The organism is Rossellomorea sp. FM04394 (assembly GCF_041889765.1).
Classification (GTDB): Bacteria; Bacillota; Bacilli; order Bacillales; family Bacillaceae_B; genus Rossellomorea; species Rossellomorea aquimaris_B.
In genome coordinates this window covers 448,715-474,772 of sequence record NZ_CP168654.1, presented here as the reverse complement: position 1 = coordinate 474,772, position 26,058 = coordinate 448,715, and the positions used below count along the sequence as shown (strand labels likewise).

Annotated in this window: 22 protein-coding genes; 7 read left to right on the top strand and 15 right to left on the bottom strand. The window is 43.2% G+C overall.

The features are described from left to right. The first annotated feature begins 36 nt into the window (after positions 1-36). Positions 37-888, top strand: coding sequence for a MurR/RpiR family transcriptional regulator (locus ACCB35_RS02445; RefSeq protein ID WP_044339149.1), 852 nt, complete (start codon positions 37-39; stop codon positions 886-888). A gap of 51 nt (positions 889-939) precedes the next feature. Here the strand turns inward: ACCB35_RS02445 and ACCB35_RS02440 are convergent, their stop codons facing one another. The 3 genes from ACCB35_RS02440 to ACCB35_RS02430 form a co-directional block, all read right to left on the bottom strand. Then, a complete protein-coding gene (locus tag ACCB35_RS02440) occupies positions 940-2,262 on the bottom strand; it encodes an aspartate aminotransferase family protein (RefSeq protein WP_374055588.1) in 1,323 nt (440 codons plus the stop codon). A gap of 157 nt (positions 2,263-2,419) precedes the next feature. Next, positions 2,420-3,796 (bottom strand): YjiH family protein, encoded by a 1,377-nt coding sequence (locus ACCB35_RS02435; protein ID WP_044339147.1) that lies wholly within the window; start codon positions 3,794-3,796, stop codon positions 2,420-2,422. A 131-nt stretch (positions 3,797-3,927) separates the two neighbouring features. Next, positions 3,928-5,316, bottom strand: coding sequence for a sigma-54 interaction domain-containing protein (locus tag ACCB35_RS02430; RefSeq protein WP_374056931.1), 1,389 nt, complete (start codon positions 5,314-5,316; stop codon positions 3,928-3,930). A 685-nt stretch (positions 5,317-6,001) separates the two neighbouring features. Between ACCB35_RS02430 and kynU the strand changes: the two genes are divergently transcribed. Both kynU and kynB read left to right on the top strand, forming a co-directional pair. Then, positions 6,002-7,285, top strand: coding sequence for a kynureninase (gene kynU, locus ACCB35_RS02425; protein ID WP_374055587.1), 1,284 nt, complete (start codon positions 6,002-6,004; stop codon positions 7,283-7,285). Between the two features lie 29 nt (positions 7,286-7,314). Beyond that, the gene (kynB, locus tag ACCB35_RS02420) at positions 7,315-7,938 is read left to right on the top strand and encodes an arylformamidase (RefSeq protein ID WP_374055586.1); all 624 of its coding nucleotides are present in this window, start codon (positions 7,315-7,317) and stop codon (positions 7,936-7,938) included. Positions 7,939-8,111: 173 nt separating this feature from the next. Here kynB and ACCB35_RS02415 read toward each other — a convergent pair whose 3' ends face one another. Continuing rightward, positions 8,112-8,204: a putative holin-like toxin gene (locus ACCB35_RS02415; RefSeq protein WP_220154057.1), complete on the bottom strand. Its 93-nt coding sequence runs from the start codon at positions 8,202-8,204 to the stop codon at positions 8,112-8,114. Positions 8,205-8,468: 264 nt separating this feature from the next. Here ACCB35_RS02415 and ACCB35_RS02410 point away from each other — a divergent pair, with 264 nt between their 5' ends. After that, complete coding sequence (locus ACCB35_RS02410) at positions 8,469-8,609, top strand: hypothetical protein (protein ID WP_172655744.1); 141 nt, start codon at positions 8,469-8,471, stop codon at positions 8,607-8,609. A 220-nt stretch (positions 8,610-8,829) separates the two neighbouring features. Here the strand turns inward: ACCB35_RS02410 and ACCB35_RS02405 are convergent, their stop codons facing one another. Then, a complete protein-coding gene (locus ACCB35_RS02405) occupies positions 8,830-11,082 on the bottom strand; it encodes a UvrD-helicase domain-containing protein (protein ID WP_374055585.1) in 2,253 nt (750 codons plus the stop codon). 258 nt (positions 11,083-11,340) lie between these two features. On the opposite strand from ACCB35_RS02405, the gene ACCB35_RS02400 reads away from it, so the two are divergent. Further along, complete coding sequence (locus tag ACCB35_RS02400) at positions 11,341-11,574, top strand: hypothetical protein (protein ID WP_374055584.1); 234 nt, start codon at positions 11,341-11,343, stop codon at positions 11,572-11,574. A gap of 894 nt (positions 11,575-12,468) precedes the next feature. On the opposite strand, the gene ACCB35_RS02395 is transcribed toward ACCB35_RS02400, so the two are convergent. Beyond that, a complete protein-coding gene (locus ACCB35_RS02395) occupies positions 12,469-13,014 on the bottom strand; it encodes a GNAT family N-acetyltransferase (protein ID WP_374055583.1) in 546 nt (181 codons plus the stop codon). 179 nt (positions 13,015-13,193) lie between these two features. Here ACCB35_RS02395 and ACCB35_RS02390 point away from each other — a divergent pair, with 179 nt between their 5' ends. Continuing rightward, positions 13,194-14,807, top strand: coding sequence for an amidohydrolase (locus tag ACCB35_RS02390; RefSeq protein ID WP_374055582.1), 1,614 nt, complete (start codon positions 13,194-13,196; stop codon positions 14,805-14,807). 148 nt (positions 14,808-14,955) lie between these two features. On the opposite strand, the gene ACCB35_RS02385 is transcribed toward ACCB35_RS02390, so the two are convergent. From ACCB35_RS02385 to ACCB35_RS02375, 3 genes are read right to left on the bottom strand one after another with little or no spacing between them, the layout of a single operon-like run. Next, on the bottom strand, positions 14,956-16,089 hold the full coding sequence (locus ACCB35_RS02385; protein ID WP_374055581.1) for a DEAD/DEAH box helicase: 1,134 nt from the start codon (positions 16,087-16,089) through the stop codon (positions 14,956-14,958). Positions 16,090-16,104: 15 nt separating this feature from the next. Beyond that, positions 16,105-17,466: an ATP-binding protein gene (locus ACCB35_RS02380; protein ID WP_374055580.1), complete on the bottom strand. Its 1,362-nt coding sequence runs from the start codon at positions 17,464-17,466 to the stop codon at positions 16,105-16,107. Between the two features lie 46 nt (positions 17,467-17,512). Next, entirely contained in the window at positions 17,513-18,706 is a 1,194-nt protein-coding gene (locus tag ACCB35_RS02375; RefSeq protein ID WP_374056930.1) for a cation:proton antiporter, read from the bottom strand. Between the two features lie 152 nt (positions 18,707-18,858). Between ACCB35_RS02375 and ACCB35_RS02370 the strand changes: the two genes are divergently transcribed. Then, positions 18,859-19,164 carry an AbrB/MazE/SpoVT family DNA-binding domain-containing protein gene (locus tag ACCB35_RS02370; protein ID WP_374055579.1) on the top strand — a complete coding sequence of 102 codons (306 nt, stop codon included), beginning with the start codon at positions 18,859-18,861 and terminating at the stop codon, positions 19,162-19,164. A 171-nt stretch (positions 19,165-19,335) separates the two neighbouring features. Here the strand turns inward: ACCB35_RS02370 and thrB are convergent, their stop codons facing one another. The 6 genes from thrB to leuC all read right to left on the bottom strand — a co-directional run bounded on the left by thrB (position 19,336) and on the right by leuC (position 25,998). Further along, on the bottom strand, positions 19,336-20,271 hold the full coding sequence (thrB, locus tag ACCB35_RS02365) for a homoserine kinase (RefSeq protein ID WP_374055578.1): 936 nt from the start codon (positions 20,269-20,271) through the stop codon (positions 19,336-19,338). After that, the gene (gene thrC, locus ACCB35_RS02360; protein ID WP_374055577.1) at positions 20,268-21,329 is read right to left on the bottom strand and encodes a threonine synthase; all 1,062 of its coding nucleotides are present in this window, start codon (positions 21,327-21,329) and stop codon (positions 20,268-20,270) included. Before thrC ends, thrB begins: the two co-directional genes overlap by 4 nt. After that, positions 21,326-22,624: a homoserine dehydrogenase gene (locus ACCB35_RS02355; RefSeq protein WP_374055576.1), complete on the bottom strand. Its 1,299-nt coding sequence runs from the start codon at positions 22,622-22,624 to the stop codon at positions 21,326-21,328. The genes thrC and ACCB35_RS02355 overlap by 4 nt, the downstream gene beginning before the upstream one ends. 358 nt (positions 22,625-22,982) lie before the next feature. Continuing rightward, positions 22,983-23,966, bottom strand: coding sequence for a threonine ammonia-lyase (gene ilvA / locus ACCB35_RS02350; protein ID WP_253275527.1), 984 nt, complete (start codon positions 23,964-23,966; stop codon positions 22,983-22,985). Continuing rightward, positions 23,966-24,571: a 3-isopropylmalate dehydratase small subunit gene (gene leuD, locus ACCB35_RS02345; protein WP_374055575.1), complete on the bottom strand. Its 606-nt coding sequence runs from the start codon at positions 24,569-24,571 to the stop codon at positions 23,966-23,968. The genes ilvA and leuD overlap by 1 nt, the downstream gene beginning before the upstream one ends. 11 nt (positions 24,572-24,582) lie before the next feature. Beyond that, positions 24,583-25,998 (bottom strand): 3-isopropylmalate dehydratase large subunit, encoded by a 1,416-nt coding sequence (leuC, locus tag ACCB35_RS02340; protein ID WP_374055574.1) that lies wholly within the window; start codon positions 25,996-25,998, stop codon positions 24,583-24,585. Positions 25,999-26,058 lie beyond the last annotated feature (60 nt).

The following is a 26,058-nucleotide window of genomic DNA, read 5'->3' as shown; positions in this document are numbered from 1 at the left end:
AATAAAACTATGTAAACCCTTACAGGAGTGATGTCTATGAGTCAACATCAGCATTGTTTAGCGAGTATACGCTCACACTATCCTCAGTTTAGCGTGACTGAGAAGAAAATTGCCGACTATATACTTGAAAACCCAACCGAGATCATTCATTCAACCATTAATGGTTTAGCAGAAGATTTAGGGGTCGCGGACTCCACTGTCTTCCGCTTTTGCAAACGAATCGGCTTTAAAGGATATCAAGCGATGAAAATCGCTCTTGCTTCGGAAATTGTGACGGGACTTAAGGACATACACGAGCGCATCGATGAAGGAGACACGGCTCAAACGATTGCTACAAAAGTATTCCGTTCGAACATCAAAACCATCGAAGACACCTTAATGGTTGTTGATGAAAAGAAACTATTAAAAGCTGTAGATATTATGATCAATGCACGCTCAATCGAATTTTTCGGTAGTGGCGGATCAGGCGTCATCGCACTTGACGCCTATCATAAGTTCATTCGAACCGGCTTACGTGTGCATGCTGCGAGCGACAGTCATATCCAGTTGATGACCGCTTCCCAAATGACGAGTGATGATTGTGCTGTATTCATTTCCCACTCAGGTTCAACGAAAGATATCCTCCAGGTTCTGGACATTGTCAAAGAAACCGGGGCAAAGACAATCTGCATCACCAATTTTGCAAAATCACCATTGAGCCAAAGAGTCGATACATCACTTTTCACCGTGTCCGAAGAAACCGACTATCGCTCCGAGGCCCTCTCTTCCCGTATTGCGCAATTAACGTTAATTGATGCTCTCTATGTAAACCTGATGATGAGAAGGGAAATCGAAGGTCAGGATGCACTCCGGAAAATGAGGAAGGCTATTTCGGTTAAAAGATTATAAAAAAGGTTGATCAGTGTGAAACTGATCAACCTTTTCTTATGCTATGGGAATTTATTCAAGATGGCTCATTAACGATTCTTCGTATTCCGTTAACGCTTGATCGAGCATCCGCAGTCCATCATCAATTTGTTCTTTCGTTACAGTAAGTGGCGGAATCATACGGATCACTTCACTATGATTTCCGCACAAATAGAATAAGACGCCTTTATCCAGGGCCCGGTCAAGAATATCCATTAAGCCTTCCTTATTTGGTTTTCCAGTTTGAGGATGAACGATTTCAATGCCAATCATCAATCCGACTGATCGAATGCTGCCGATTACGTGATGTTTTTCCTTCAGTAGTTCCAGCCTTGATACAGCATAAGCCCCCATTGTTTTCGTATTATCTAGAAGATTCTCTTCCTTCATGACTTCCAATGTAGCAAGTCCAACGGAACATGCAATGGGGTTTCCACCAAACGTCGTCCCATGACTTCCAAGAGGCCATTGTTTCATGAGCTTATTCGATGCAACTGTTGCGCTCAGGGGAAGCCCCGAGGCAATCCCTTTTGCAATCGCCATGATATCCGGTGTTACATCAAAGGTTTGAGCGGCGAACCAATTTCCCGTACGTCCAAAGCCTGTTTGGACTTCATCGAAAATCAGTAAAATATCGTGACGATCACAAATCTCCCTTACTTTTTTGAGCCATGCTTTCGGAGGAACGATGTACCCACCTTCACCAAGGACAGGTTCCAGGATGACACATGCTACTTCTTCTGGAGTAACCTGATGATTAAAGAGAGTTTCGAAATCCTTTTCAAGCTTCTCAACAACATACCCGACCGAGTCATACCCCTCTGGACACTCCCGTTCGTTCGCATATGGAACCTGATACGTCAGGCCTGATGGCTGCATGAACTTTCGATACTTACTCTTAGAAGTCGTGACACTTAATGCACCAAGAGAACGTCCGTGAAAACAACCGGTAAAGGAAACGACATAAGGGCGTTTCGTTACATATTTCGCAAGTTTGATCGCCCCCTCAATCGCTTCAGTACCACTATTGGCAAAGAAGAAGCTATCTAAATCTCCTGGAAGAATCTCCGCAAGCTCATCAGCCAATCGAAGGATCGATTCATACATGATCACACCTGAAGGACCGTGCATAAGCCCATCTGCTGCATCTTTAATCGCTTGTACAATTTTCGGATGACGATGTCCAACATTCGTTACGGCAATTCCAGAGGTGAAATCAAGATATTTCTTTCCGTCCAACCCGTAGTAATAGCACCCCTCTTCTTTTAATACCGGTAAGTTCGGGTGATCCTTTGCCATACTGGGTGCCAGGCGATTAGGCATATTTTGAATAAGCTGTTCAAACGTTCGTTCCATTCTAGTAACCTCCATATATGTGACTGACAAATTTGTTTTTTATTGATTTCTATTAAGATTTCTATTAAGGATACATGCTAAGAAAGCTGATTGGAGCGGAAATCAACCATTACTTTCTTCTCTAAAATAACAACAAACAAACTTAACGAAATGAGTCTTACATAAAGAAGAAATGAGCCAATAACGCGACGATTGGTAACGTGATAATCGTACGCTGGATAAAAATGATGAATAAATCTAAAAAGCTGATCGGAATCTTGGATTTGATTAGTAGAATACCAATCTCGGACATGTAGATTAATTGAGTCAAAGACATGGCGGCAATGACGAACCTTGTTAACTCACTCTCAATTCCGCTCCCTACTACAGCAGGTAAAAACATGTCTGCAAAACCAACGATCATGGCAGGAGCTGCGTCTGCGGCCTGTGGAATTTGCAAAAGCTCTAATAGTGGCACAATCGGATAAGCCAATACATCAAACACAGGTGTATATTCCGCTACAACTAAAGCAATCGTTCCAAGGGCCATGACTAAAGGAATAAGACCAAACCAGATATCCAGGACGTTCTGGAATCCTTTTTTCGTTACCTCTCCGACACTCTTCACTTCTGAAGCTTTTTCTACTGCTTTTTCAAAGCCCCATTGAAAACGGGATACATTTTCAGGAACCGTTTCAGATATTTGCATGCCAACCGGCTCATAATAGGTATCCTTCTTTCGGGAAAGGGGCGGGATACGCGGACATATGACCGCAGCTGCTATCCCTGCAATAACCACTGTCCCATACAGTTGAACAAACATTGATTCCAATCCGATGAAGCTGACAATCACAAGACTGAAAGCGATTGAAGCAACAGAAAAGTTTGTCGCAATGACTGCCGCTTCCCGCTTTGTGTAGTAACCCTCTTCAAATTGTTTCGTTGTGATCAATACGCCTACGGTACCACTCCCCATCCAGGATGCAAGGGCATCGATGGAGGATCTTCCCGGCAATTGGAAAAGCGGCTTCATGATCTTCTGCAGCAGGGTACCGAAGAAATCCATCAATCCAAAATCTAAAAGCAATGGCATCAATAAGCCAGCAAATAAAAACCAAGTGGCTAAGACAGGAACTAACGAATACAATACGGTTCCTCCTGTAAAGTCAGAAATAATCCACTCGGGACCACTTCCATTTACCGTCATCACCGCAAATATCGCACCGAGGACACGAACAGCGATCCAGAAGTATCCTACGTCGAATAGTCCTTTTAAAAATGATTGATTGACAATCCACTGAGGTTTAAAAACCTTTGTATAAATAGCCATAAGAGCTGATACACCAAAAACCACTGTCATGAATAAAGGCAGTACACCTTCCAGCATCCCTTGAAAATAAGAAGCAAATATCCCTACCCCGATTGTCATATTCCCTTCATACGTAACAGGCACCAAGAACAACAATACACCCAATAAGGACGGAATGATAAACTTCATCGCTTCCTTTGTGGACCGGGTTTCTAATTGACTAACATTTTGTTTTCCGACTTCCATTGTCAAACACCCCTTTATAATTTATCCATAACCCCTAACCATTCGAGAATCACTTATGAGTCTATTAATATCCCCCTTCTCCACCTTTCAGTTCTTTTCACATTATTACTTGCAAGTTTCATGCCAATAGTTTATTTTATTTTGTATTTTTTAAGTTTTCTGACTATTGAAGGTTGACTGATTCCCAGTTCCTGGGCCATTTGAGTAGTAGTATTGTGCTTCTTCCTCGCATTTTTTAATACTTGTTCTTCGACTGTTTCAAGAATGTCTTTTAACGATTGACCATTGTGCTCAAAGCCTGGAATTTCACCCATATGCTTTATGTAAGGGCCAGGCAAATTCTCCATTTCAATTAATGGCTTGGAAGATGTCACGATCAGTCTTTCAATTAAATTCATCAACTCTCTGACATTCCCTTTCCAATCTTGAATCAACAACTGGTGAACTACTCCTTCATCCAGCTCTCTTTGGCGCTGATATTTTTTACAAAAATGATTTACAAAGTATTCGATCATCGTAATGATGTCTGATGTTCTCTCTCTTAATGGAGGAATCGTAATAGGGACCACATTCAAACGGAAATATAAATCCCTCCTGAACTCTTTTTCCTCTACAGCAGCCTCTAAATCCTTGTTTGTAGCTGCCAGAACCCGGAAGTCAACCTTCCTTTGTTTCGTACCGCCCACGCGATAAAATTGTTTCTCCTGAATGAACTTTAGGATTTTGACCTGGTTCGATAGAGATAGTTCCCCTATTTCATCTAAAAATAGGGTGCCGCCTTCAGCGAGTTCCGCTAATCCTACTTTCCCTTTGCGGTCAGCCCCAGTGAATGACCCGGGTTCATACCCAAAGAACTCTGCTTCAAACAAAGAGTCTGGTATCGCTCCACAATTGACCTCAATGAACGGGCCGCCTTTTCGTTGACTTTTGTTATGTATGAATTTCGCGATATGGGACTTGCCGACACCTGATTCCCCCAGGAGCAGGACGTTCACATCGACTTCTGCTACTTGCAGGGCCACCTGTAACACCTTTTTCATCTCATTACTTGTAGCAATGATCCCTTCTGAATAATAATGACGGCTTCTTAAGATTTCAAGCTCACTTTTCACCCTTTCCATCTCATCTTCCATTTCTGTTAAGTACTTTTTCATATTCAATAATTCCGTTACATCATGGGAATAGCTTACGATTCTCACTAGTTCACCAGTTTCATCGAATACCGGGATCCCTGTAACAAGCAGTTTCTTGCCTTCTTTACTCGTCTGGACCAACGTTATTTTTTTCTTTTCTTTTAGAACGATCGGAGTTAATATCGGAGAAAAAACGCCTTCTTTTTCCAGATCATAGACGGACTTCCCTACCATTTCTTCCGAGTTCACGTTATAAATGTCCCCGGTGGCGTCACTCACTTTCAAGATAATCCCATCTGTATTGGTAACTAAAATATCATCTTGCAGTGAGTGAAGGATCGCTTCATTCTCATTCCAACTTTTTTTCTTTACAGTCAAAGACAGCATCCCCTTTGCAAGTCTTGAAATTATTAAACTATTCAATATTGAATAATTATCCTGATGATTTTTATATTAATTCATTTATATCAAAGTTTTTTGACTTTTTATACATTTTTGAATAAATTATTCAAAAATAAATATTTTACTAACCTCATTTAGTAAGAAATTGATTCCTTTTATTCAAGAGAGCAGTAGTTGATTTCCGCTCCAGGTGCTCGCTTTCCGCGGGGAGGAAGTCGAGCCCCTTCCGCTCCAATCAACTTTCTAAGCATGAGTTTTCATTATAGCTAAATAAAACCAAAAAATTTGAGGAAATCACTTATCTATTTCTTTTTTGTTAATTACTAGTAATTAAATTGTTTTTTTACCACTTTTAAACTCTGTTATTAGAAACTTTTATAGATGGTGAGGGGAACTGCGCAGACTCCTGCGGAAGAACGGGCGTGCCGAGACCCCGTTCGGCTAAGCTGAGGAGGCTCGGCCGTACGCTAGCTGCAAGCGGAGCAGTTCCCCTCACCATCCAGCACACTCTGGTTGACAGGACTCATAGCAATTTTATTGACGTAAAACCACAGATTTAGATGAATAGAACCTACAAAAAAACTTTATACTCTGACAGACCCAACAATTATTTTACTATTCAAACCATTTCAATTATCATTTTGGTAAGACTGTTTAAGGTGGGATAGGGATGACACATGGAGAAAAATTGACGGTAGAGCATGCTAAGGAAATGGACAGGCAGGACTCATTGGCACATTTCCGCAATGAATTTTACATAAAGAAAAATCACTATTATATGGATGGGAACTCCTTAGGCTTATTATCTAAACGGGCTGAGAAGTCGTTACTCACATCATTGGAAGATTGGAAGGAACATGGGATCGATGGCTGGATGGATGGCCAGGAGCCCTGGTTCTATTATTCTGAGAAGCTTGGCGAAATGACATCCCCTTTAGTGGGAGCCAAAATAGAAGAAGTGATTGTGACAGGATCCATTACGACCAACCTTCACCAATTACTTGCCACATTCTATAAACCTGATGGAAAACGCACCAAAATCTTAGCAGATGAATTGACTTTTCCTTCGGATATTTACGCGATCCAAAGTCAGTTGGAGTTAAAAGACTACTCACCTGAGGAGCATTTGATCCAAGTAAAAAGCCAGGACGGATATACACTGCGGGAAGAAGACATCATTAAAAACATGACCGATGATATCGCCCTTATTCTATTGCCGTCCGTTCTTTATCGAAGCGGGCAGCTTTTGGATATAAAACGATTGACTGACGAAGCCCATAAGCGTGGCATTGTGATAGGATTCGATTTAGCCCATTCCATTGGAGCTCTACCTCATCAATTGCATGATGACGGAGTGGACTTTGCCATGTGGTGCAATTACAAATATTTAAATAGCGGTCCTGGTGGTGTTGGTGGATTATTTGTTCATAACAGGCATAAAGGGAAAAAACCTGGCCTTTCCGGCTGGTTCAGTTCCCGTAAGGATAAGCAGTTTGATATGGATCATACATTGACCCATGCAGATTCTGCAGGTGCCTTCCAAATCGGGACACCGCATATATTAAGCAGCGCTCCTTTACTTGGCTCCCTGGAGTTATTTGAAGAAGCCGGCATTGAGAATCTGAGAAGAAAATCCCTTTCTCTTACCCGATTTATGATGGATTTATTTCAACAAGAGCTTTCCCAATATGGATTTACACTCTGCAATCCACTTGAAGATGATAAGAGAGGTGGCCATATCAGTTTAAAGCATGAGGAAGCCGCAAGAATTTGTAAAGCCCTGAAGGTGAACAAGGTTACACCTGATTTCAGATCACCAAATGTGATTCGCCTGGCTCCTGTGGCCCTGTACTCTTCATTCGGGGATGTATGGGAAACGATTCAGATCCTGAAGACGATCATGGAAAATGAAGAATATAAGCAGTTTGAAAATACGCGGAATGTTGTAGCATAACTTCTTTAGTATGGAAAGGATGAGACCGCTTGAAAATCATTGATATTTCACGCCCATTGCACAATGATACTCCTGTTTGGCCAGGGGACACTCCCTTTTCTTTCTCATTGAATTGGACGAAAGAAGAAACCGGATCCGTTAATGTCGGTCAGCTTACCATGAGTTCCCATACTGGAACACACGTCGATGCTCCCTTCCACTTTGACAGTGATGGAAAGAGAATATTGGACCTGCCATTAGAGAGGTTTGTGGGACCCGCCATCGTTGTATCGGTGGAGGATGCGGCAGAAATAAGCCCTGAACAAATGAAAGGTATCGACTTTTCAGGAATTAAGAAGGTTCTTTTTAAGACCAATGCCTGGAAGAGCCCGGATCAGTTTCCTGACAGCATCCCTCCCATCACGAAAGAACTTTCCCCCTTTTTGAAGGAGAAGGGCATTGATCTGATAGGAGTGGACCTTCCTTCTGTTGATCCCTTGGAATGTAAGGATCTGGTAGCCCATCATTCATTGCATGAAAATGACATCGGGATATTGGAAGGGATTCTCCTTAACGATGTCGAGCCTGGCCTGTACGAATTGGTGGCTCTTCCTCTCCCTCTTCAAGAAGGCGATGGCTCTCCCGTTCGAGCCATTTTAATCGATCGAAAATAAGAAGATTTCTTTACAGATTTTCGTTGCTTTTTGTATAATAAAAGAGAGAAGTTCATTCATTGATACAGAGTCCTGGCTGCCACCAGAACTCTGACAGTATACATTGCCGTGAGCAATTTATCCTTTAATAAGATAGAAGTAACCTTTCCCTTGCAGTTGTCATAGTGGGTGGGTTACTTCTTTTTTTGTTGCGTGACTGCGATTATTGCTACTGTTAATGTACCAAAGGCAATCATCAATTGTAGTACGTCTGCCGTTTCGATCATTCCTGCTCATCACCTCCCATCTTCAGGGAGCTGCCTCTTGCCCACCCAGCTATGTACACCGTACATTTATTTTAACACAAAAATAGAACATATGTTCTAAATTTTAGAGCGTATTTAGAAAATAGTTCCTTTTTACTGAATGGATTCTGCCTATAAGTGAGATTAAATCGCATATAATACCTCCTCCTGTTCATAGACTAACGATATAGATGTTTAAAATGATGAAAATTGGACCATAGCTGATTTAAAAAAGGAGGCGGCACAATGGGAATTACAATCACTTTGGGTTTAGTCGTAATGCTTGGGATGGTTTTGGGCATTCTTATTTATTTCTTAAGACAAGCTTTGGATTCAAATGATTCGAAAAAGATCGACTCTCATGATCATGATCATTTTTCACAATGATGGTTTGGGCCTTCATAACCGATAGCGAATTTTGTCATTTTTTGCAGAACAGTCGGTATCTTGAAAATACGGTTGATAAAATGAAAGAACGGTTGATAAACTCTAATAAAGGTGGATATCTTCCCTTAAAAGTCGATAAATCTTTATAACGGTTGATATCTTTACAGTCAGCAAAGCAAAAAGCCCGGGCGTCCTGTCTACCAGGACGCCCGAGCTTTTTTTATTCAGTGATTTCCTTTTCGCCAAGCTTCATTGGACTTGAGCATAGGGGACAAACTTTGGATTCCGTATCTTCATGGGTTTCCGGTCTCTGCCAGGCAATGCACTTGGTATTTGTGCAAACCCAGGCCAGGATTTTACTCACCTTCCCGCTCCTCGCCTTTTTATTTGTCTTAGTCTGATCCGTGTGGGGAGTATTCGTAAATAAGTCGGCAATAAAACGCGAGCATTTCCGCTGTTCACCTTGATAATAGGCAGGAGAAGAAATAAACAATTTTTCTTTTGCCCTCGTTATGGCTACATACGCGAGCCGCCTTTCTTCCTCTACTGCACCCAGGGCCTTTTCTTTTTGATTCGGATTTTTGTATACCTTATCTTCAAGCTTATTGGCATTCAGGGCCGAGCTATGAGGAAGGTTCCCTTCAATGGCTCCGATTAAAAACACGACGGGAAATTCCAAACCTTTAGAACGATGGATCGTCATGAGAGAAACGCTGTTCGTATTCTTCTTTTGACTTTGATTTGTATAAATTTCCTCATACTTTGCTTTCATATCATCAATAAAAGTAATAAAACTCGAAATCGAATCAAAACGCTTCGCCGACCCTTCAAGCTCGTCCAGCATTTCTTTAATGAGTTCCTTCTGTTCTGTTACCACATGTGATTCCTGGGCATCGATGTATTGATGATAGAACTCTTTCCTGATCCGTTTGATCGCAGTTTCAGGTGACTGGTCTCCGATCGACTTTAGAAACTTCATCCGTTCTTTAATATTCTTTACCTGGAACGGCTTTAATCCTGATAATGTCGTTAAATGGATGAGAGGATATTTCTTTCTCTCTTTACGATCTTCCTCCAGAATATGAGCCATCCCCCGGTCCCTTCTTATAAATAAAGTCGGCAGCAGGGATTCCATGGCTGAAAAATTCCTTGGAACAATCGATAAACGCAAGTAATCCACCACAGGTTTCACCGTCCAGTTTTCATAGAAGAGGGAATCTTTCTGATTATAAGGCGTGAACGGAATCTCCTTTAATAGCAGCTGCTCAAAGACTGCCCGCCCGCTGCTCATCGTGCGGTGAAGAATCGTCATATCCCCATATGTATAGCCTTCTTCTACTAACCTGTGAATTTCTTCTGTGATCCAGACAGCCTCTTCATCAGCAGTTGCCGGTCTTGAATAAAGCGGTTTTTGTCCTTCTATTTTCGTGGCAATCAGCTCTTTTTTCCTGCGGTGATCATTTCGTCCAATCACTTCATTCCCGAGTCCTATAATATAGGCATCAGATCGGTAGTTCTCCTTCAATGTTACAACCTTTGCGTCGGGGAACTCTTCATCAAAATCCAAAATGAATTCGTTTCTTGCGCCGTTAAAGGTGTAAATCGTCTGGTCATCATCCCCTACTACGAACAAATTCCGATGAGCCGCAATCAACTTGATAAGCTCATATTGTACAAGATTCGTATCCTGGAATTCATCTACCATCACGTACTGAAAACGATGCTGAAGGGAGGTCAGGAGGTTAGGGTTCGAAAGTAATAATTGATATGCCTCTGTCAAAATATCATCGAAATCCATTTTATGATTCATCCGCTTCCACTCTTCATATTTTAAGAGAATGTCACGCACTTCTTTTTCTGACTTGGATTTCTGCGGAAGATCCCTGATATCCTTTTGATTCAGCTTATAATGAGAGAGTTTTGCAAGGAGAGTCTCCGCATCATAAGGGTCATATATATTCATTTCTCTCTGAATTTGCTTCAAGATAATTTGTTTATAGCGTTCGTTCCCGATCACTTCTTGTGTATAATGACGGGATCTCAATAAATAAAGAAACAGAGCGTGGAACGTACTGGCATGCACCTGTCCGAAGGCTTCTGTCCCCGGCAGACTTGAAATCCTCTGCTTCATTTCTTCCGCTGCTTTCTTTGTAAATGTCACAAGTAAAATATTCCTCGGCTGAATATTTTTCACTGACATCAGGTAGCCTGCCCGGCATACGAGAACCGTCGTCTTTCCAGTCCCGGCACCGGCCAAGGTTAAGCACGGTCCCTTCACATGGCGCACAGCATCTATCTGAGAAGCATTCAAATGAATGCCGGCTTCCTCCATTGTCCGAAAGAAAAAAGAATCCTCTTCATGAGAGGATATCAGCTGTTTCGTCGTTTCCCCTTTATGGAGTGGCGCTACCGGGATTTCCTTCTTTTCCGCTTCATATGGGTAAATAGAATAGTTCTTCAATACTTTATTCAAAGCTCATTCTCCTAGCTTTCCTTTACGATTCATAACCTTCTCATCATAACAAGAGCCCTTCAAAAATAGCAATGACAATCTCAGGATGATAGGGATAGACTAATAGATATGAAAATACTGTTAAACGATTGTTTAATCCCTTGAACCCTAGTAGAATAAATGTTTTGAAGAACTAATCAAACGTTTGTTTAAATCGGATATGCTCCCAAGGGATTAACATATTGAAAGAAAAGGTAATAGAACATTAGGTGATAAAACATGAATCTAACAAAATGGGGCTTTACCCGTTTCAACAGCATAAAAGCAGAATTTGATCACTTCCCCCACTCCCTTGTCATCCTCAGAAAGATCAGAAACTATTACTTCGTCAATAAAGTTCACTGGTCCCACCTTGACCCCGTCGTGGAAACACACCATCTAGAAGAAATGGAACTGCTTGTGAATAGGGAAATGGATCTCGAGAGGAATTATCTTAATAGAAGATTATATTAATGACTCTATTTTTCATGTCAGAAAAATTTTTGTTTAAGAGAAAGTGATGGCGGATTTCTGCAATTATCTTAATGTAAAAATGAACAATTCGCTTTTACTTGACCTTGTTTCAAACTATTTCCTTTTCAAGCTCTGTTTACGCACAGAGTGGATTGGAGCGGAAGGCACTTTACTCCTGCGGGAAATAGAGGAAAAGTCGAGACCCCACAGGGCGTAGCCCGAGGAGGCTCGACTTCCTCCCCGCGGAAAGAAAGTGCCTGGAGCGGAAAGGAACGGTCAACTTTTTGAGATATTTTCTTTTTCATAAGCTATACATAACCAAGGGGGAACATAACATTTTGAAAAAATAAGAAAAATTGAGATAAAGTAAGATAACCCACTATTTCATCGTAAAAAACAGCCCAAATCTCATTATATTGATTATTCTGAACATTTGCATTAATTTTAGAATTTGTTAATATATAATTAATAAATGATTAACAAACACAAACTTTAAAGGAAGGCGTGATTCCAATGAAGTAAGCTAGCAAAGCATGTCAGCATCACATCTCGCTTTTGAGATCGGCCCGTGAAAACTGATTTCAAGATGTGTGGATATGTGGGAATGCGCAATCTTATTTCAGGAGATGATTCCAATGAAGAGTGTAAGCGAAGCATGCTAACATCATGGTACGCAAGAAGATAGCCCGTGAAAACTATCTTCGTAACATGTGGGCGTGTGGGAAAATCAGCGGCAAGAGAAAATAAACTAAATAATACATGCAAGACCATTAATTTAAATGAATGTTAAGTATGTGTATTAGTAAGAAAGGATAGTAAAGTTAATTGAATAAGGTTTACTTAAGTTAAGGCGCTGTTTATGTGATATAGGCATAAGCAGCGTCTTAAATTTGTTTAAAACTCTTCTCTTAACAGTGAACAAACGGCTGCATCACAAAAGACGCCTTTTTCAAATGCCGCTCTTCTTAAGACTCCTTCAAACGTAAATCCTGCTTTTTCAAGACATTTCTTTGAAGCCGTGTTTGACGGATCATAATAAGCTTCTATTCTATTCAGAGACATTTCTTCAAACCCGTACTGCAGGATCGGTTTCAACACCTCGCTCATAACCCCTTTTTTCCAATACGTTGGATGGATTTCAAATCCGATCTCGGCTTTAAAGTGTTCTTTTTCCCACTGATGAAAACCGCAGCTTCCGATGATTTCGTTTGTTTCTTTTAAAGCAATCCCCCATCTGATCCCTTCATTCACCTGAAACCTCTCGCTCCATCTATCGATGATCTCAACGGCTTGTTTTTCTTCTTGAAAGGATTCCAAGTCATAATATCGTGTGACTTCATCTTTTGAAAAGTAATCAAATATCTGGGGGGCATCCCCTTCTTCCATCTGTCTTAATCGGAATCTTTCTGTTTCAAGTACCGGGAAGGTTCTTGTCAGCATAATCATTCTCCTTTTCTTCTTGTTCTCCTTAACTATTCAACATTGTATTTTTTAATGCCTTCTTGAAAATAGAATTTTTGATAAAATCTTATATTCGTAATGAGAAGCGTTGGTTTGTATTCTTTCCTTATTCTGGTTACAATCGATTTAACATGTTGAAAAGGATTGGAGAGGCGAAGATGCAACATAAAGCTCACAAAATCATAGTTAGTGAAGCCATATTTACCGGAACGGCTATGTCTCCCTTTGACGGGTTCGTGGCTGTTCGGGATGATACGATTGTTGGAGTCGGTCCCCGTTCCGAGATGGTAAGTTTTACTGGACCGTCGACAGATACATGGGATGTCGGAAACCGCCTGGTGATGGCAGGTTTTCATGACTTTCATCTTCATTTGTTTTTAGGGGCGATGTTCGAGGGGTTCTGTCAGCTGACATTCGGCCATTCAGAAGAAGCGACGGCAAAAATGGTTGCGGAGTATGCAAAGGATCATCCAGATGAAGAATGGATTCTTGGGTTCGGCTGGCATCACGTACGCTGGCCAGGGCAGATTCTTCCTTCCCGTCACTCTTTGGATCAGTACTTTCCCCACCGACCCGTTGTGCTTCTGAATGAAGAAGCTCATAGTGCATGGCTGAATACAGCTGCCCTTAAGAAATTGGGGATTCAACGGGATACTCCTGAACCCCCTTTTGGAAAGATTGAAAAAGACGAGCATGGGGAGCCGACCGGTTTCTTGTACGAAACGGCTGTTCAATATGTCATTGAAGCCTTTTCCTTTGATGAGAAAGTGAAAACCAGGCTGATGGACGGGATGCTGGCAAAGACTGCATCCTGCGGTATAACCTCTGTTTCTGATATGCTTCCTCTTCCCGGATATACTTTAGGGGATCCTGCTTTTTACAGAGGCTTTGAGGAAAAAGGAAAGCTGACGACCAGGATTCATTTTTTGGATGTGTTGGATGGGGATCTTGAGCGTGGTATCCGATTCAGGGAAAAGTTTCAATCCGATAAGCTTCAATTCTCGGGTTTGAAGCAGTTTCTGGATGGTGTTCCCCTCACCTATACCGGCTTTTTACTTCAACCATACTCGGATCGTCCTTCTAATTTGGGCGGCACTATTTATGAACCTCATGTATACCAAAAATGGATTGAAGATGCTGACCGGGAAGGATTCCGGATTCGCCTTCACGCATGTGGAGACGCTGCGGTCAGGTTGGGACTGGATTTGTATGAGCATGCCCGGCGTGTTAACGGGGTGCGGGATTCACGTCATACCATCGAGCATATTGAAGTATGCGATCCAAGTGACTTCCATCGGTTTGCGAACTTAGGGGTCATTGCATCCATCCAGCCTGAACACCTGACATCAGGGTCCATGGATACCCATGCTTACTTAGATAGATTGGGTAGTGACCGGTCACGATTCACATGGCCGATCGGATCCTTGCATAATCATAAAGCGCTTGTGGCCTTTGGCACGGACTTCCCGATTGTGGATTTGAATCCCATGCTTGGTCTTTACCGGGCGGTTACCAGAAAGCATGAGGACGGAACTCCACCAAGCGGCTGGAATCCTCATGAAAAAATATCATTAGCACATGCATTGATTCATTATACGAAATCCCCTGCCTATGGAAACTTCAGAGAGCATGATTTAGGGACGATCGAAATTGGAAAGAAAGCGGATTTAGTCGTTTTGGACCGCAATCTATTTGAAGTGGAAGCCGAGGAAATCCTGGAGACCGATGTATGGATGACAGTGATGGACGGGGAGGTTGTGTTTGAAAAGTAGGGTTGGATTGATGGATGGAGAGATAGAAATCTATTATATTCGACAAAAGCTTCATATATTTGAATTCAGGATCATAAATCGTGAAATCGTCTCAAAAAAACAGAGGTCCGTCCCTCATACCTGAGGAACGGACCTCTACAGATTCGTATTATTTTTGTTCCGGTGCTTGCAGTCCCCCGCCCCGGATGGTTTTTTCTTGGAATGGAAGATTGAGTTCTTTGCTTAGTTTTTCAAGGAAGCTCAGTTCGCGTTTCGAGACGAGGCAGATGACGGTTCCTTCCGCTCCCATGCGTCCGGTTCTCCCTGAGCGGTGGATATATTGTTTTGTATCGCTTGGGAAGTCGTAATGGACAACATGTGTGACGTCTGTGATATCAAGTCCACGTGCTGCGACATCTGTTGTCAGAAGCATGGACACTTTTCCTGACCGGAAGCGATCCAAAGATTGCTTACGCTCCATCTTGTTTGATTCCCCTGCCAATACTTCCAGCTCGACTCCTTTATACTTCAGCTTTTCTTCTATTTCAGAGAGCTTTTCAAGTTGATTAAAAAATACAAGGGCCTTGATTCCTTTGAAGTAGGCGATGCTTCTTAGAGCTTCCATTTTGTCTCTCAGCTCACTGTATACATACACATGATTTACTTTTGGATTATCAAGGTTCGCTTCCATTTTCACGATTTCATGGTTTTGCAATAGGGATTCCGCTACGTGCTCGGTTTCGTCTGACAACGTCGCAGAGAAGAATAGAACCTGACGTTCTTTTAACGTTGCTTTAATGATATCCTTCACTTCACGGATATGTTCTGATGAAATCATTAAGTCGAACTCATCGACGACGATGGTTTTCACTTCATGCATCTTCAGCTTCTTCAGTTTCATCAGTTCGATCAAGCGACCCGTTGTACCCACTACGATATGCGGCTTTTTTTTCAGTTTCTCTACTTGCTTCTTGATATTCGCTCCCCCAATGAACGCCGCACTCGTGACGTCGGTACCCTTCGCCCATTTCTGGATTTCCTGGTGGATTTGCATAACAAGCTCTCTTGATGGAGCAAGAATCACAGCTTGAGCCTGTTTTCTTGATGAATCAACGGCTTGGATGATCGGAAGAAGATACGCAAGCGTCTTCCCTGTACCCGTCGGTGATTCACAAACAACATCTTTCCCTTCCATGATGAGGGGTACTACACGCTCCTGTACAGGGGTTAATGAAGTGAAGCCGGATTCTTCCCAGTTCTTCTGAATTGACGGTGTCTTGATAATGGTTGAAATTGAGTTCATGCTTTTAGTCCTTTCTTAATCCGCAGTGGCAGCCGGTATCTCTTCTTCTACGATTGGCAGGCTGATTTCCACTGCAGTTCCTTTTTCTATTTCACTTTGAAAGTGAATATGTCCTTTATGTCGTTCAATGATTTTTTGACAGACGGCCAGTCCCAGACCCGTTCCTTTTTCTTTCGTTGAATAGAATGGTTCTCCAAGGTGTCCGATTCTTTCCGGATCCATGCCGACCCCATTATCCGTCACGATTACACGGGCAGCCGAGACTCGATCTTCCAATGTAATCGAAACGATCCCATCCTTATAGTCAGGTATGGATTCAACTGCATTTTTAATAATATTTATGAACACCTGTTTAAGCTGATTTCCTTCACCTAACACATATAAAGGATTTTCCGCCTTGTTTTCATAATAAATGGATACATTATCAAGATGGGCCTGGGCTTCCATTAGTACCAGCACTTGTCTAAGGATGTCATCCAGCTTTTCGTGACGGAAATGGACTTCCTGCTGTTTACCAAGTATCAGCATCTCACCTGAAATCAGGTCAATCCGATCCACTTCAGAAAGCATAATGTCCAAATGATCATGGTTGATTCTATTGCTTGTTTGCATAAGCTGAATGAACCCTTTCAAAGATGTTAGGGGATTGCGGATTTCATGTGCTACGGCAGCCGCAAGCTGTCCGATGACAGAAAGCTTTTCGGAAGCGACCACCATTTCTTCATTTTCACGATGAAGAGTAATATCCCTTGCAATGGCAAACATTCCTGTCACTTTTCGATTAATAATAATCGGGACGAGTGAACATCGCAGGATCTTCTGTTTGTTATTAGCTAAATGAATGGTCGTTTCAAACGTTGATGACCAGCCATTGAATGTTTCGAAGAAGTACTCCCTTACTCGTTTCATCTCACCTTCATCCAAAAATTTGCTGAATTTCACTTCTTTCAACTCTTCATGGGTGGATTCAAGCAGTCCCTCTGCTTCAGAGTTCACAGACACCACATTCCCGTCCAGGGTCAGCTCTAATACCGCGTCCGGATTTTGTTCAAATAAGGAATGATAATGCTGATTCCTTATTTGGAGCTGCTTCTCTTTCTTTTTTAACTTTTCATTTGAGAGGATTAATTCATGTGTCCTCCGGTATACCAATAGAAAAATAATGATACCTGTTACAAGTGTAAATAACCAGCCTTTGTAGCGTTGAAAATATATATACATGCTAAGCTTCTCATGAGCGAGTATCATGGAAAAATAATCCGACAATATAATCCACACAACGCCTAACAACACATAGGTGATGGAAATTCTTAAGGCAATGTCTTTTGCTTGTTTCATCGTAGAGGTTTCACCTAAATTCAAAATAGTCTTTCTCATATGGTTTCTCAGTTCTTACCAATTTATCATAAAATTCTTTAAGGACTTATTTTCGTTTCAGAAAGAAAGTGGACAACGGGTATATTCCTACGCTTTGAATGATGAGAGATAGCAGGATAACCCCAAATGTTAAGGAGTGGAGAAGCTGAGGTCCTTGCCCATCCATACCAAGCAGCAAAGCAACAGACATGGTGCCTTTGATGCCGGACCACGTTAATATAGATACTTCCTTCCATCCGTACGTTTTTCTCCACGTTTTTTTCATTTTGACAACTCCAATAATAATAACATAGCGAACCAGCAAGGAGAGAATAAATAGGAGGATGATCCACCCGATTAATGAGAAAGACAAATACTGCGTCGCCTGGATCCCGATTAACAGGAACAGAAAGGTCAGGATGGTCGGTTCAATGACGGTCCAGAAACCATCCAGATCCCTCCTGAAATGATTCTCTTTAATCGTTCTTCCGTATTCATAAGAAAGCATGATCCCTGAAGAGACAGTAGCCAGTACGCCTGAAACACCAAGTTCTTCCCCTATGTAAAAGGTACCGTAAGCAAGAATGATGCTAAGCATGATCTGGTACCTGGAGTCCGTTGTGAAATGGATGGCCTTACTCGCCAGCCAGCCGAGTGAAACACCGATCACGACTCCTCCAAAGGAAACCAAAAGAAATTCCCAAAGGAAAAAAGAAACAGAAAAGGATTCTTCCCCAAAGTAGATACCTGCGACGACCGTAAAGAGAACGATGCTTGTACCATCATTGATCATTGACTCCCCTTCTACTATATCCGCTATGTCTCTGCGACTCGAAGCCTCCTTCAATACCGACACAACGGAAACCGGATCAGTAGGCGTTAAGATTGTTGCGATCAAGAGAGCCTCTACATACGAAATTGAGAGCCACGGATGTAAACCGTAATAGAAAAGCACACTCATTAGGAGGATCGTGATGACGATGCCGACTGTACTTAAAAGAGAGATGATTCCCGCATGCTTTTTCAAGGCTTTTGGTGAAAATTGATACGCCGAATTAAATAAAAGTGAGGGTAAAAACCATTCAAAGATAATGTCTTTCGTTAAGGTGACGTCAGAAAAGGCAGGTATGAACGACAGACCCATTCCAAGCAGGAGTAAAACAACGGGAACAGGGAAATTCTTTTTCTTTTTATCAATGGTATACACACTGTAGCCGATTACTAGCAAGAACAGGATGTGGATTGGTTCGATGGTTCCCACCTCCAAACAATGGGTTTATACTTTTTTATTCCTCTGTCATCCACGAGTTAAACGTACCCAACTATCTTCCTGTTTTTTCAAAATTGTGTTTATTTTTCGTAGAGAAGGAAAATAGAGAAGCAAGCAATGATAGTGAAGGCAGGTGATGCGACATGTTGAGCATGATGTATGGAAGCAAAACATTCAGTAAGAGCGGATCGATCACCCTCCCATATAAATGGAGACAACAATTTGGACTGGTACCCGGAAAACTTGCGGAACTCGTCTACCAAAACAACTGCATCTATATTAAGAGAGCGAATAAAGACTCCACACATAATAAGCGCTACATCTCAGAAAAAGGTACCGTACACATCCCAAAGGAAATCCGGGAAGAAATGGGTATGACCCATCAATCACCCTACTACATGAAAGTAAATGAGAAAGAGAATTGTTTTATGATTACCATGGAGAAATAAAACAAATAAAGCCCAAGGCCCCTCGATAAGAGCAGGCATGCATAAGAAGAACCTGAGGAGAAGGCTTTCTTTGCCTTCACTTCAGGTCCTTCTTACCACTCAGAGGCTCAAGCCTCATGACAGGAAAAACAGTGCACAAAACAACTAAAACAAGGTCCGTCCCTCACTCGTTTAAAGCGATGAGGGACGGACCTTCGGTTGTTGAATGGTGATGCTGCTTCCCGATGAGGAGATGGATAGTTTGCGGACGTCCATGCTTGGGAAGGACTGGTCCAGCTGCCGTGCGAGCCATTCACTCGCTTCCCGTTCCACAAAACAGGCAATCGTCGGCCCGGCACCGCTTAAGGCGACACCGAATGCACCGAAACGGCCAGCTACCTCTTCCACTGCATCGTAGTGAGGAAGCAGCTTTCTACGATGGGGCTGGTGATACCTGTCCCGCTTCATCATTTTCCCAACCATTTCCCAGTCCCCGGTTAAAAACGCAGCCACCAATACGTTTGAAATCGCGCCCGCCTCCACGGATTCTTCAAAAGATAAACTGGTCGGAAGTACATTTCTTGATTCCGATGTTTTCAGCTCAGCTTTAGGGATTACGCATATCACATCAATCGGAAGATCAGGTACCGATAAAAGACTCACACCCTTTTCATGCTGACAACTGACCACAAACCCACCATAGAGGGAAGCCCCGACGTTATCAGGATGACCTTCAAATCGATTCGCTAGTGACAGTTTCTTTTCCTGGGTCAGATTCAGCTCACACAGGGCATTGGCAAGTTCAATGCCCGCCACAACCGCTGCTGCACTGGAGCCTAACCCCCTCGTTAAAGGGATATCACTCGACACGTAGAGATGGCAAGGAGACGGCTTCTTACCATAGTCATCTGCCACCTCTTTCACGATCTCTACAATAAAATGTGTCTCATCCTCCGGAAAGATCTCAAGTGCAGGAGAAAGGGGAATCACTTGCCAATCTTCTGCTTCATGTACCTCAACGGTTAAAAACACATTTAACGCCAAGCCCAGTGAATCGAATCCAGCTCCTAAATTGGCTGTGCTTCCTGGGACAATGATCTTCCAGGAGCGGGGATCACGTCTTTTCATACGCCAATCGTCCCTTTGATGTAGTCCTTCACCATTTCACGAACGTTTGGCAACTTCACCGGAGTGACCGGGCTGCATTCCATTGCCGTAACCGGATCCTTTAAGCCATTGCCTGTCAGCACCGCCACTACCTTTGAATCTTTTTCGATCAAACCTTTATCTAATGATTTCTTTATTCCCGCAATCGAGGCACATGACGCCGGCTCGGCAAATATCCCTTCTTTACTTGCAAGCAGCTGATAGGCCTCAAGAATTTCTTCATCGGTTACTTCGTCAATATGTCCGTTTGATTCCTTCAGAGCATCCACAGCTAAAGTCCAGCTTGCCGGGTTCCCGATGCGGATCGCAGTGGCAATCGTTTCAGGCTGTGGAAACACCCTGTCATGGACCAGGGCTGCAGCCCCCGACGCTTCAAAGCCAAACATTCGTGGTAAAGTTGAAGCTTTAAGATTGTGATATTCCTTGAAGCCTTTCCAGTATGCCGAAATATTCCCTGCATTACCGACAGGGATCGCAAGCACATCAGGGGCTTCCCCCAATCCATCAATGACTTCAAAAGCTGCTGTTTTCTGTCCTTCCAATCGATATGGATTCACTGAATTCACAAGAGTGACAGATTCGGTTTTACTCAGCTCACGGACGATTTCGAGTGCTTCATCAAAATTCCCTTCTATGGAAATGATTTCGGCACCGTACATGACAGCTTGAGCTAATTTCCCTTGAGCAATTTTCCCCTCTGGAATGACCACGATACATTTGATTCCTGCCCTTGCTGCATATGCTGCGGCTGAAGCAGAGGTATTTCCGGTAGAGGCGCAAATGACCGTCGAACTGCCTGACTCTACCGCTTTGGCAACGGCGAGAACCATTCCGCGATCTTTAAAGGAGCCGGTAGGGTTTGCTCCCTCTACCTTTGCATAAAGCTCGATCCCCCATTCCCGGGACAACGTCTTTAATTCAACCAAGGGAGTGTTCCCTTCATTTAACGTTAAAAGAGGAGTGTCATCATTTAATGGAAGACGCTCACCATACTGCTCCAATAATCCTTTCCACCTCATCCTTTTTCTCCCCCTTCTACACGATATGAACTTTCAATCGAATGAATGGCTTCATAATCCTTAAGCTCCATAAGAATATCTTCGTAATGATCAAGAGATGCTTTATGAGTCACAAGGACAATTTCAGCAAATTCGTCACTGTCTAACGGATTCTGCAGGATCTTCTCGAAGCTGACGCCATGATTAGAGAAGATGGAAGTGAGTTTTGCCAAAACGCCTACTTCATCCTGTACGTGCAGACGCAAGAAATATTTTGAATGAATTTCATTACGCTCTTTTAATTTTTTAGGGAATTGCGGGTTCACCGCACTCTTACCCGTGACTCCCAATCTCATATTCTTCATGATTCCTACCATATCGGATACGACGGCTGTGGCAGTCGGAAGACTTCCTGCACCCGGGCCGTAAAACATCGTTTCACCAACCGCTTCCCCGTATACGTAAACTGCGTTATATTCATCATGGACCGATGCCAGTGGATGCTCGTTTTGCAGCAAAGTAGGCTCCACACTCACCTCGACACTCTCCCCTTCACGGTGAGCATATCCGATGAGCTTCATTGTGTAGCCGAATTGCTCGGCATATTGGATATCATCACCCGTCACTTCCGTAATGCCTTTCACTTTCACATCCGCTAAATCAACGTTCATGGAGAACCCCAACGTTGAAAGGATGGCCATCTTTCTCGCCGCATCCAAACCGCCGACATCTGCCGTCGGATCCGCTTCTGCATACCCAAGATCCTGGGCTTCCTGGAGGACATCCTCGAAGGTCCGTCCCTCTTTCGTCATCTTCGTCAAAATAAAGTTGGTTGTTCCGTTGACGATTCCCATCATTTTCGTGATCCGATCCGATGCGAGGCCATCTACTAAACTTCTTAAAATCGGGATACCACCTGCGACGCTTGCTTCGTAGAATAGGTCGCAGCCGTTTTCTGAGGCAGCCCTCAACAATTCCGGTCCGTGCAGCGCCATAAGATCCTTGTTTGCCGTTACGACATGCTTCTTCTGGTGCAGTGCATGGAGGAGATGTTCCTTCGTTGCTTCAATTCCTCCCATTACCTCGACCACAATATCAATTTCAGGATCAAACAGGACTTCCTCAGGATTTAAGGTCAGTATGCTGTTTTCCATTTCCAGTCCCCTATCTTTCTCTAAATCCTGAACAAGGGCTTTCTTTACCTTCACAGGGCAGCCGATTTGATGGGACAGTTTATCCTGATGATTCTCTACAATCTTCACCACTCCGGCTCCCACCGTTCCTAGTCCTAAAAGTCCGATTGAAATTGATTCCATAAGCCGAAAACCTCCATTTGTTTATTTCTGATGTACATTTGTTTTTGTATAGTGGACATTATAGTAGAAAAAATTACCTATTACAATAGGTATTTACGTATTTTTAGAATGTAAGAGCTTTCAATTCTGGTAAACTATTAGCTTGTTTTGCTTAATTTTCACTCTTTTGTGACGTTAACAGTGTTTCGAAGGGAGCTTCAGGCAAAATTTGAGCTGATTTTGCACATCTTAGAGTACTATCCCTCGTTTGTTGTGCCACTTGCCGACTTTGTTGCGCCAAATTATGAACAAAGTAAAAACACCTATTAATAACAGAGGACCGCCCCTAACTAAAACGCAGTTAAGAGCCGTCCCATCTTTACACAATATGATGCAGCTGTCTGGCCATTTTCGATAGATCCCGATACACAGGTATCTTGCTAGGATCGGCATTTCCGCCACTGATGACACAGCCGACTTTCTTTCCATGCACCTTGACCTTTTGGCACATGGCTGCCGCCAAGGATGCTGCTCCTGCTCCTTCAACCAGCGTTTTTTCCCGTTGAAGCATGAACATGATGCTATAGGAGATTTCTTCATCCGTAACGGTGACCATGTCATCTACATATTTCCGGATGATCGGAAACGTGAGCTCTCCAGGCTTCTTGACCAGGATGCCATCGGCAATGGTGTGCACATGCTCCAGGGATCCTTTGTTTCTGCCTGTGAAAAAGTTATACGTAGCCGGTGCTCCCAGTGCCTGTACGCCGACGATTTTCACTCGTGGGTTAAAGGCTTTTACGGCCAGTGCCATTCCGGCCAACAGACCGCCTCCGCCAACAGGTACTAGGATCATGTCTAAATCACTGAGTTGCTGAAGCATTTCCAGTGCGACTGTCCCTTGCCCAGCCATCACTTTATGATCATCAAATGCATGAACATACGTTGAGCCGTTTCTGATTTTCTCTTCCAGTGCTGCCCCGTAGGCTTCCTGATAGGTATCTCCTGTCAGGACGATTTCAGCTCCGTAATGTTTCGTTGCCGCTATCTTTGTGGAAGGTGTCCGTTTCGGCATGAAGATTTTCGACGGAACTCCGCGCAGGGATGAAGCCAGTGCCACACCCTGGGCATGATTTCCTGCAGATGCGGCAATGATGCCTCTACCCGATTCTTCTTCAGACAATGACATGATTTTATTCATTGCGCCTCTTACTTTGAAGGAACCTGTTCGCTGCAGATTCTCCATTTTCAAATAGATTTCTCCACCAGTGAACGTATTCAGCGTCGATGATTGCTTTAACGGTGTTCGATGCACCTGATGACTGATTCTTTCCATTGCTTCTACAACTTCAGTGTTATCCATTAAATTCCCAAGCCACTCACCTCATAATTTTTTTCGTATTCTTCAATATCTTTTCCGTAATGCAGAGTTAAATCGATCTCATCCAGTCCCTTTAGAAGCATCGTTTTCCAGTAAGGATCGATGTCAAAGGAGACGCGTTGACCTTCCGAGTCACAAATGGTCTGATGCTCAAGGGACACTTCGATTTTATATAAATCTACATGACTCTCATTGCTCAGAAGTGCATCGACTGTTTGTTCATCCAGTTGAATGGGCAGGATCCCATTCTTCAAACAGTTGTTATAAAAAATATCTGCAAAGCTTTTGGCGATGATTACTTTGAACCCATAGTCTTGAAGGGCCCACGGAGCGTGCTCCCTCGAAGATCCGCACCCAAAATTCTTTCCTCCAAGGAGAACCTCGGCGTTTTGATACTTAGGTGTATCTAATAAGAAGTCGTCTCTTAGGGCTTTACCGTCGTCTTCAAACCGCCAATGATAGAACAAGTACTGACCAAACCCTTTACGCTCGATCCTTTTTAAAAACTGTTTGGGTATGATTTGATCCGTGTCCACATTGTCTCTTCTTAGAGGAAACACTTTTCCTTCCACATGATTGATTGCCACTTTCTCACCTCCTAGGAAATCGGCATTTTTTCAAGCTTTCGTACATCTGTCAGCTTTCCGGTAACGGCAGCCGCAGCGGCCATGGATGGGCTGAGTAGATGCGTTCGAGAGCCATTTCCTTGCCGGCCTTCAAAGTTCCGGTTGGAAGTCGATGCACAGCGCTTGCCAGGTGGAACGATATCATCATTCATCGCCAGGCACATGCTGCAGCCAGCTTCCCTCCACTGGAATCCAGCTTCTTTGAAAATGGTATCCAAACCTTGTTCTTCAGCCTCTTTCTTCACCTTGAACGATCCAGGAACAACCAATGCGGTGACGCCCTGTTTTACACTGTGACCTTTCACAACTTCAGCCGCCGCTCTCAAGTCACTCAAGCGTGAATTCGTACACGAACCAATGAACACATAATCAACCTCAATGTCCTCGATCCTCATTCCCGCCTCGAGCCCCATGTAATGAAGCGCCCGTTCTACTCCTTCTCTATCAGAAGGATCCCGGTACTCCTCTGGGTGAGGGACGGACCTTGAAATGCCCGCGCCCATTCCAGGATTCGTTCCCCATGTCACATGAGGTTCGATTTCTTCACCCTTCACCTCAATCTTATGATCATAGGCTGCGTCACTGTCGCTCGTAAGCGATCGCCATTCTTCTTTACATTGTTCGTACGATTTATCCTTAGGAAGATATTCTCTTCCGTTTAAATATTCAAAGGTCGTTTCATCGGGACTGATCAATCCTGCCTTGGCACCTGCTTCAATGCTCATATTACAGACGGTCATTCTTTCTTCCATGGATAGATTTCGGATCACGTCTCCAGTGAATTCGATGACATATCCGGTTCCAAATCCCACCCCGTAGGTGGATATAATGTTCAGGATCACGTCTTTGGCCGTAACACCAAACCCCAGCTCTCCGGACACCTCTACTTGAAGTGTTTTTGGCTTCGATTGCCAAAGTGTCTGGGTTGCCAGTACATGTTCCACTTCACTCGTCCCAATCCCAAAGGCTAATGCGCCGAAAGCTCCGTGGGTGGAAGTATGGCTGTCTCCGCAAACGATCGTTTTCCCTGGCTGTGTCAAACCGAGCTCAGGTCCGATGACGTGGACAATCCCTTGATCAGGGTGATGAATATCGGCAAGAGTGACGCCGAACTCATCACAATTTTTCTTCAACGTATCCATCTGCAGTCGTGCAATTTCATCTCTTATGATGTGTCGCTCTCTCGTCGGTACGTTATGATCCATCGTGGCGTAGGTTAAATCGGGTCTTCTCACCTTGCGATTCTTTAAGCGAAGACCTTCAAATGCTTGGGGAGACGTTACTTCATGTACAAGGTGCAGATCAATATACAATAAATCCGGCTTTCCTTTTTCTCTGTGTACAATGTGTTTTTCCCATATCTTTTCGATGATATTTTTCCCTGCCATGAACTCCCTCCTGGTTTGGTAAAATTTTTATTCAGTTAAGACTGGTTTGGTAGAATGGTT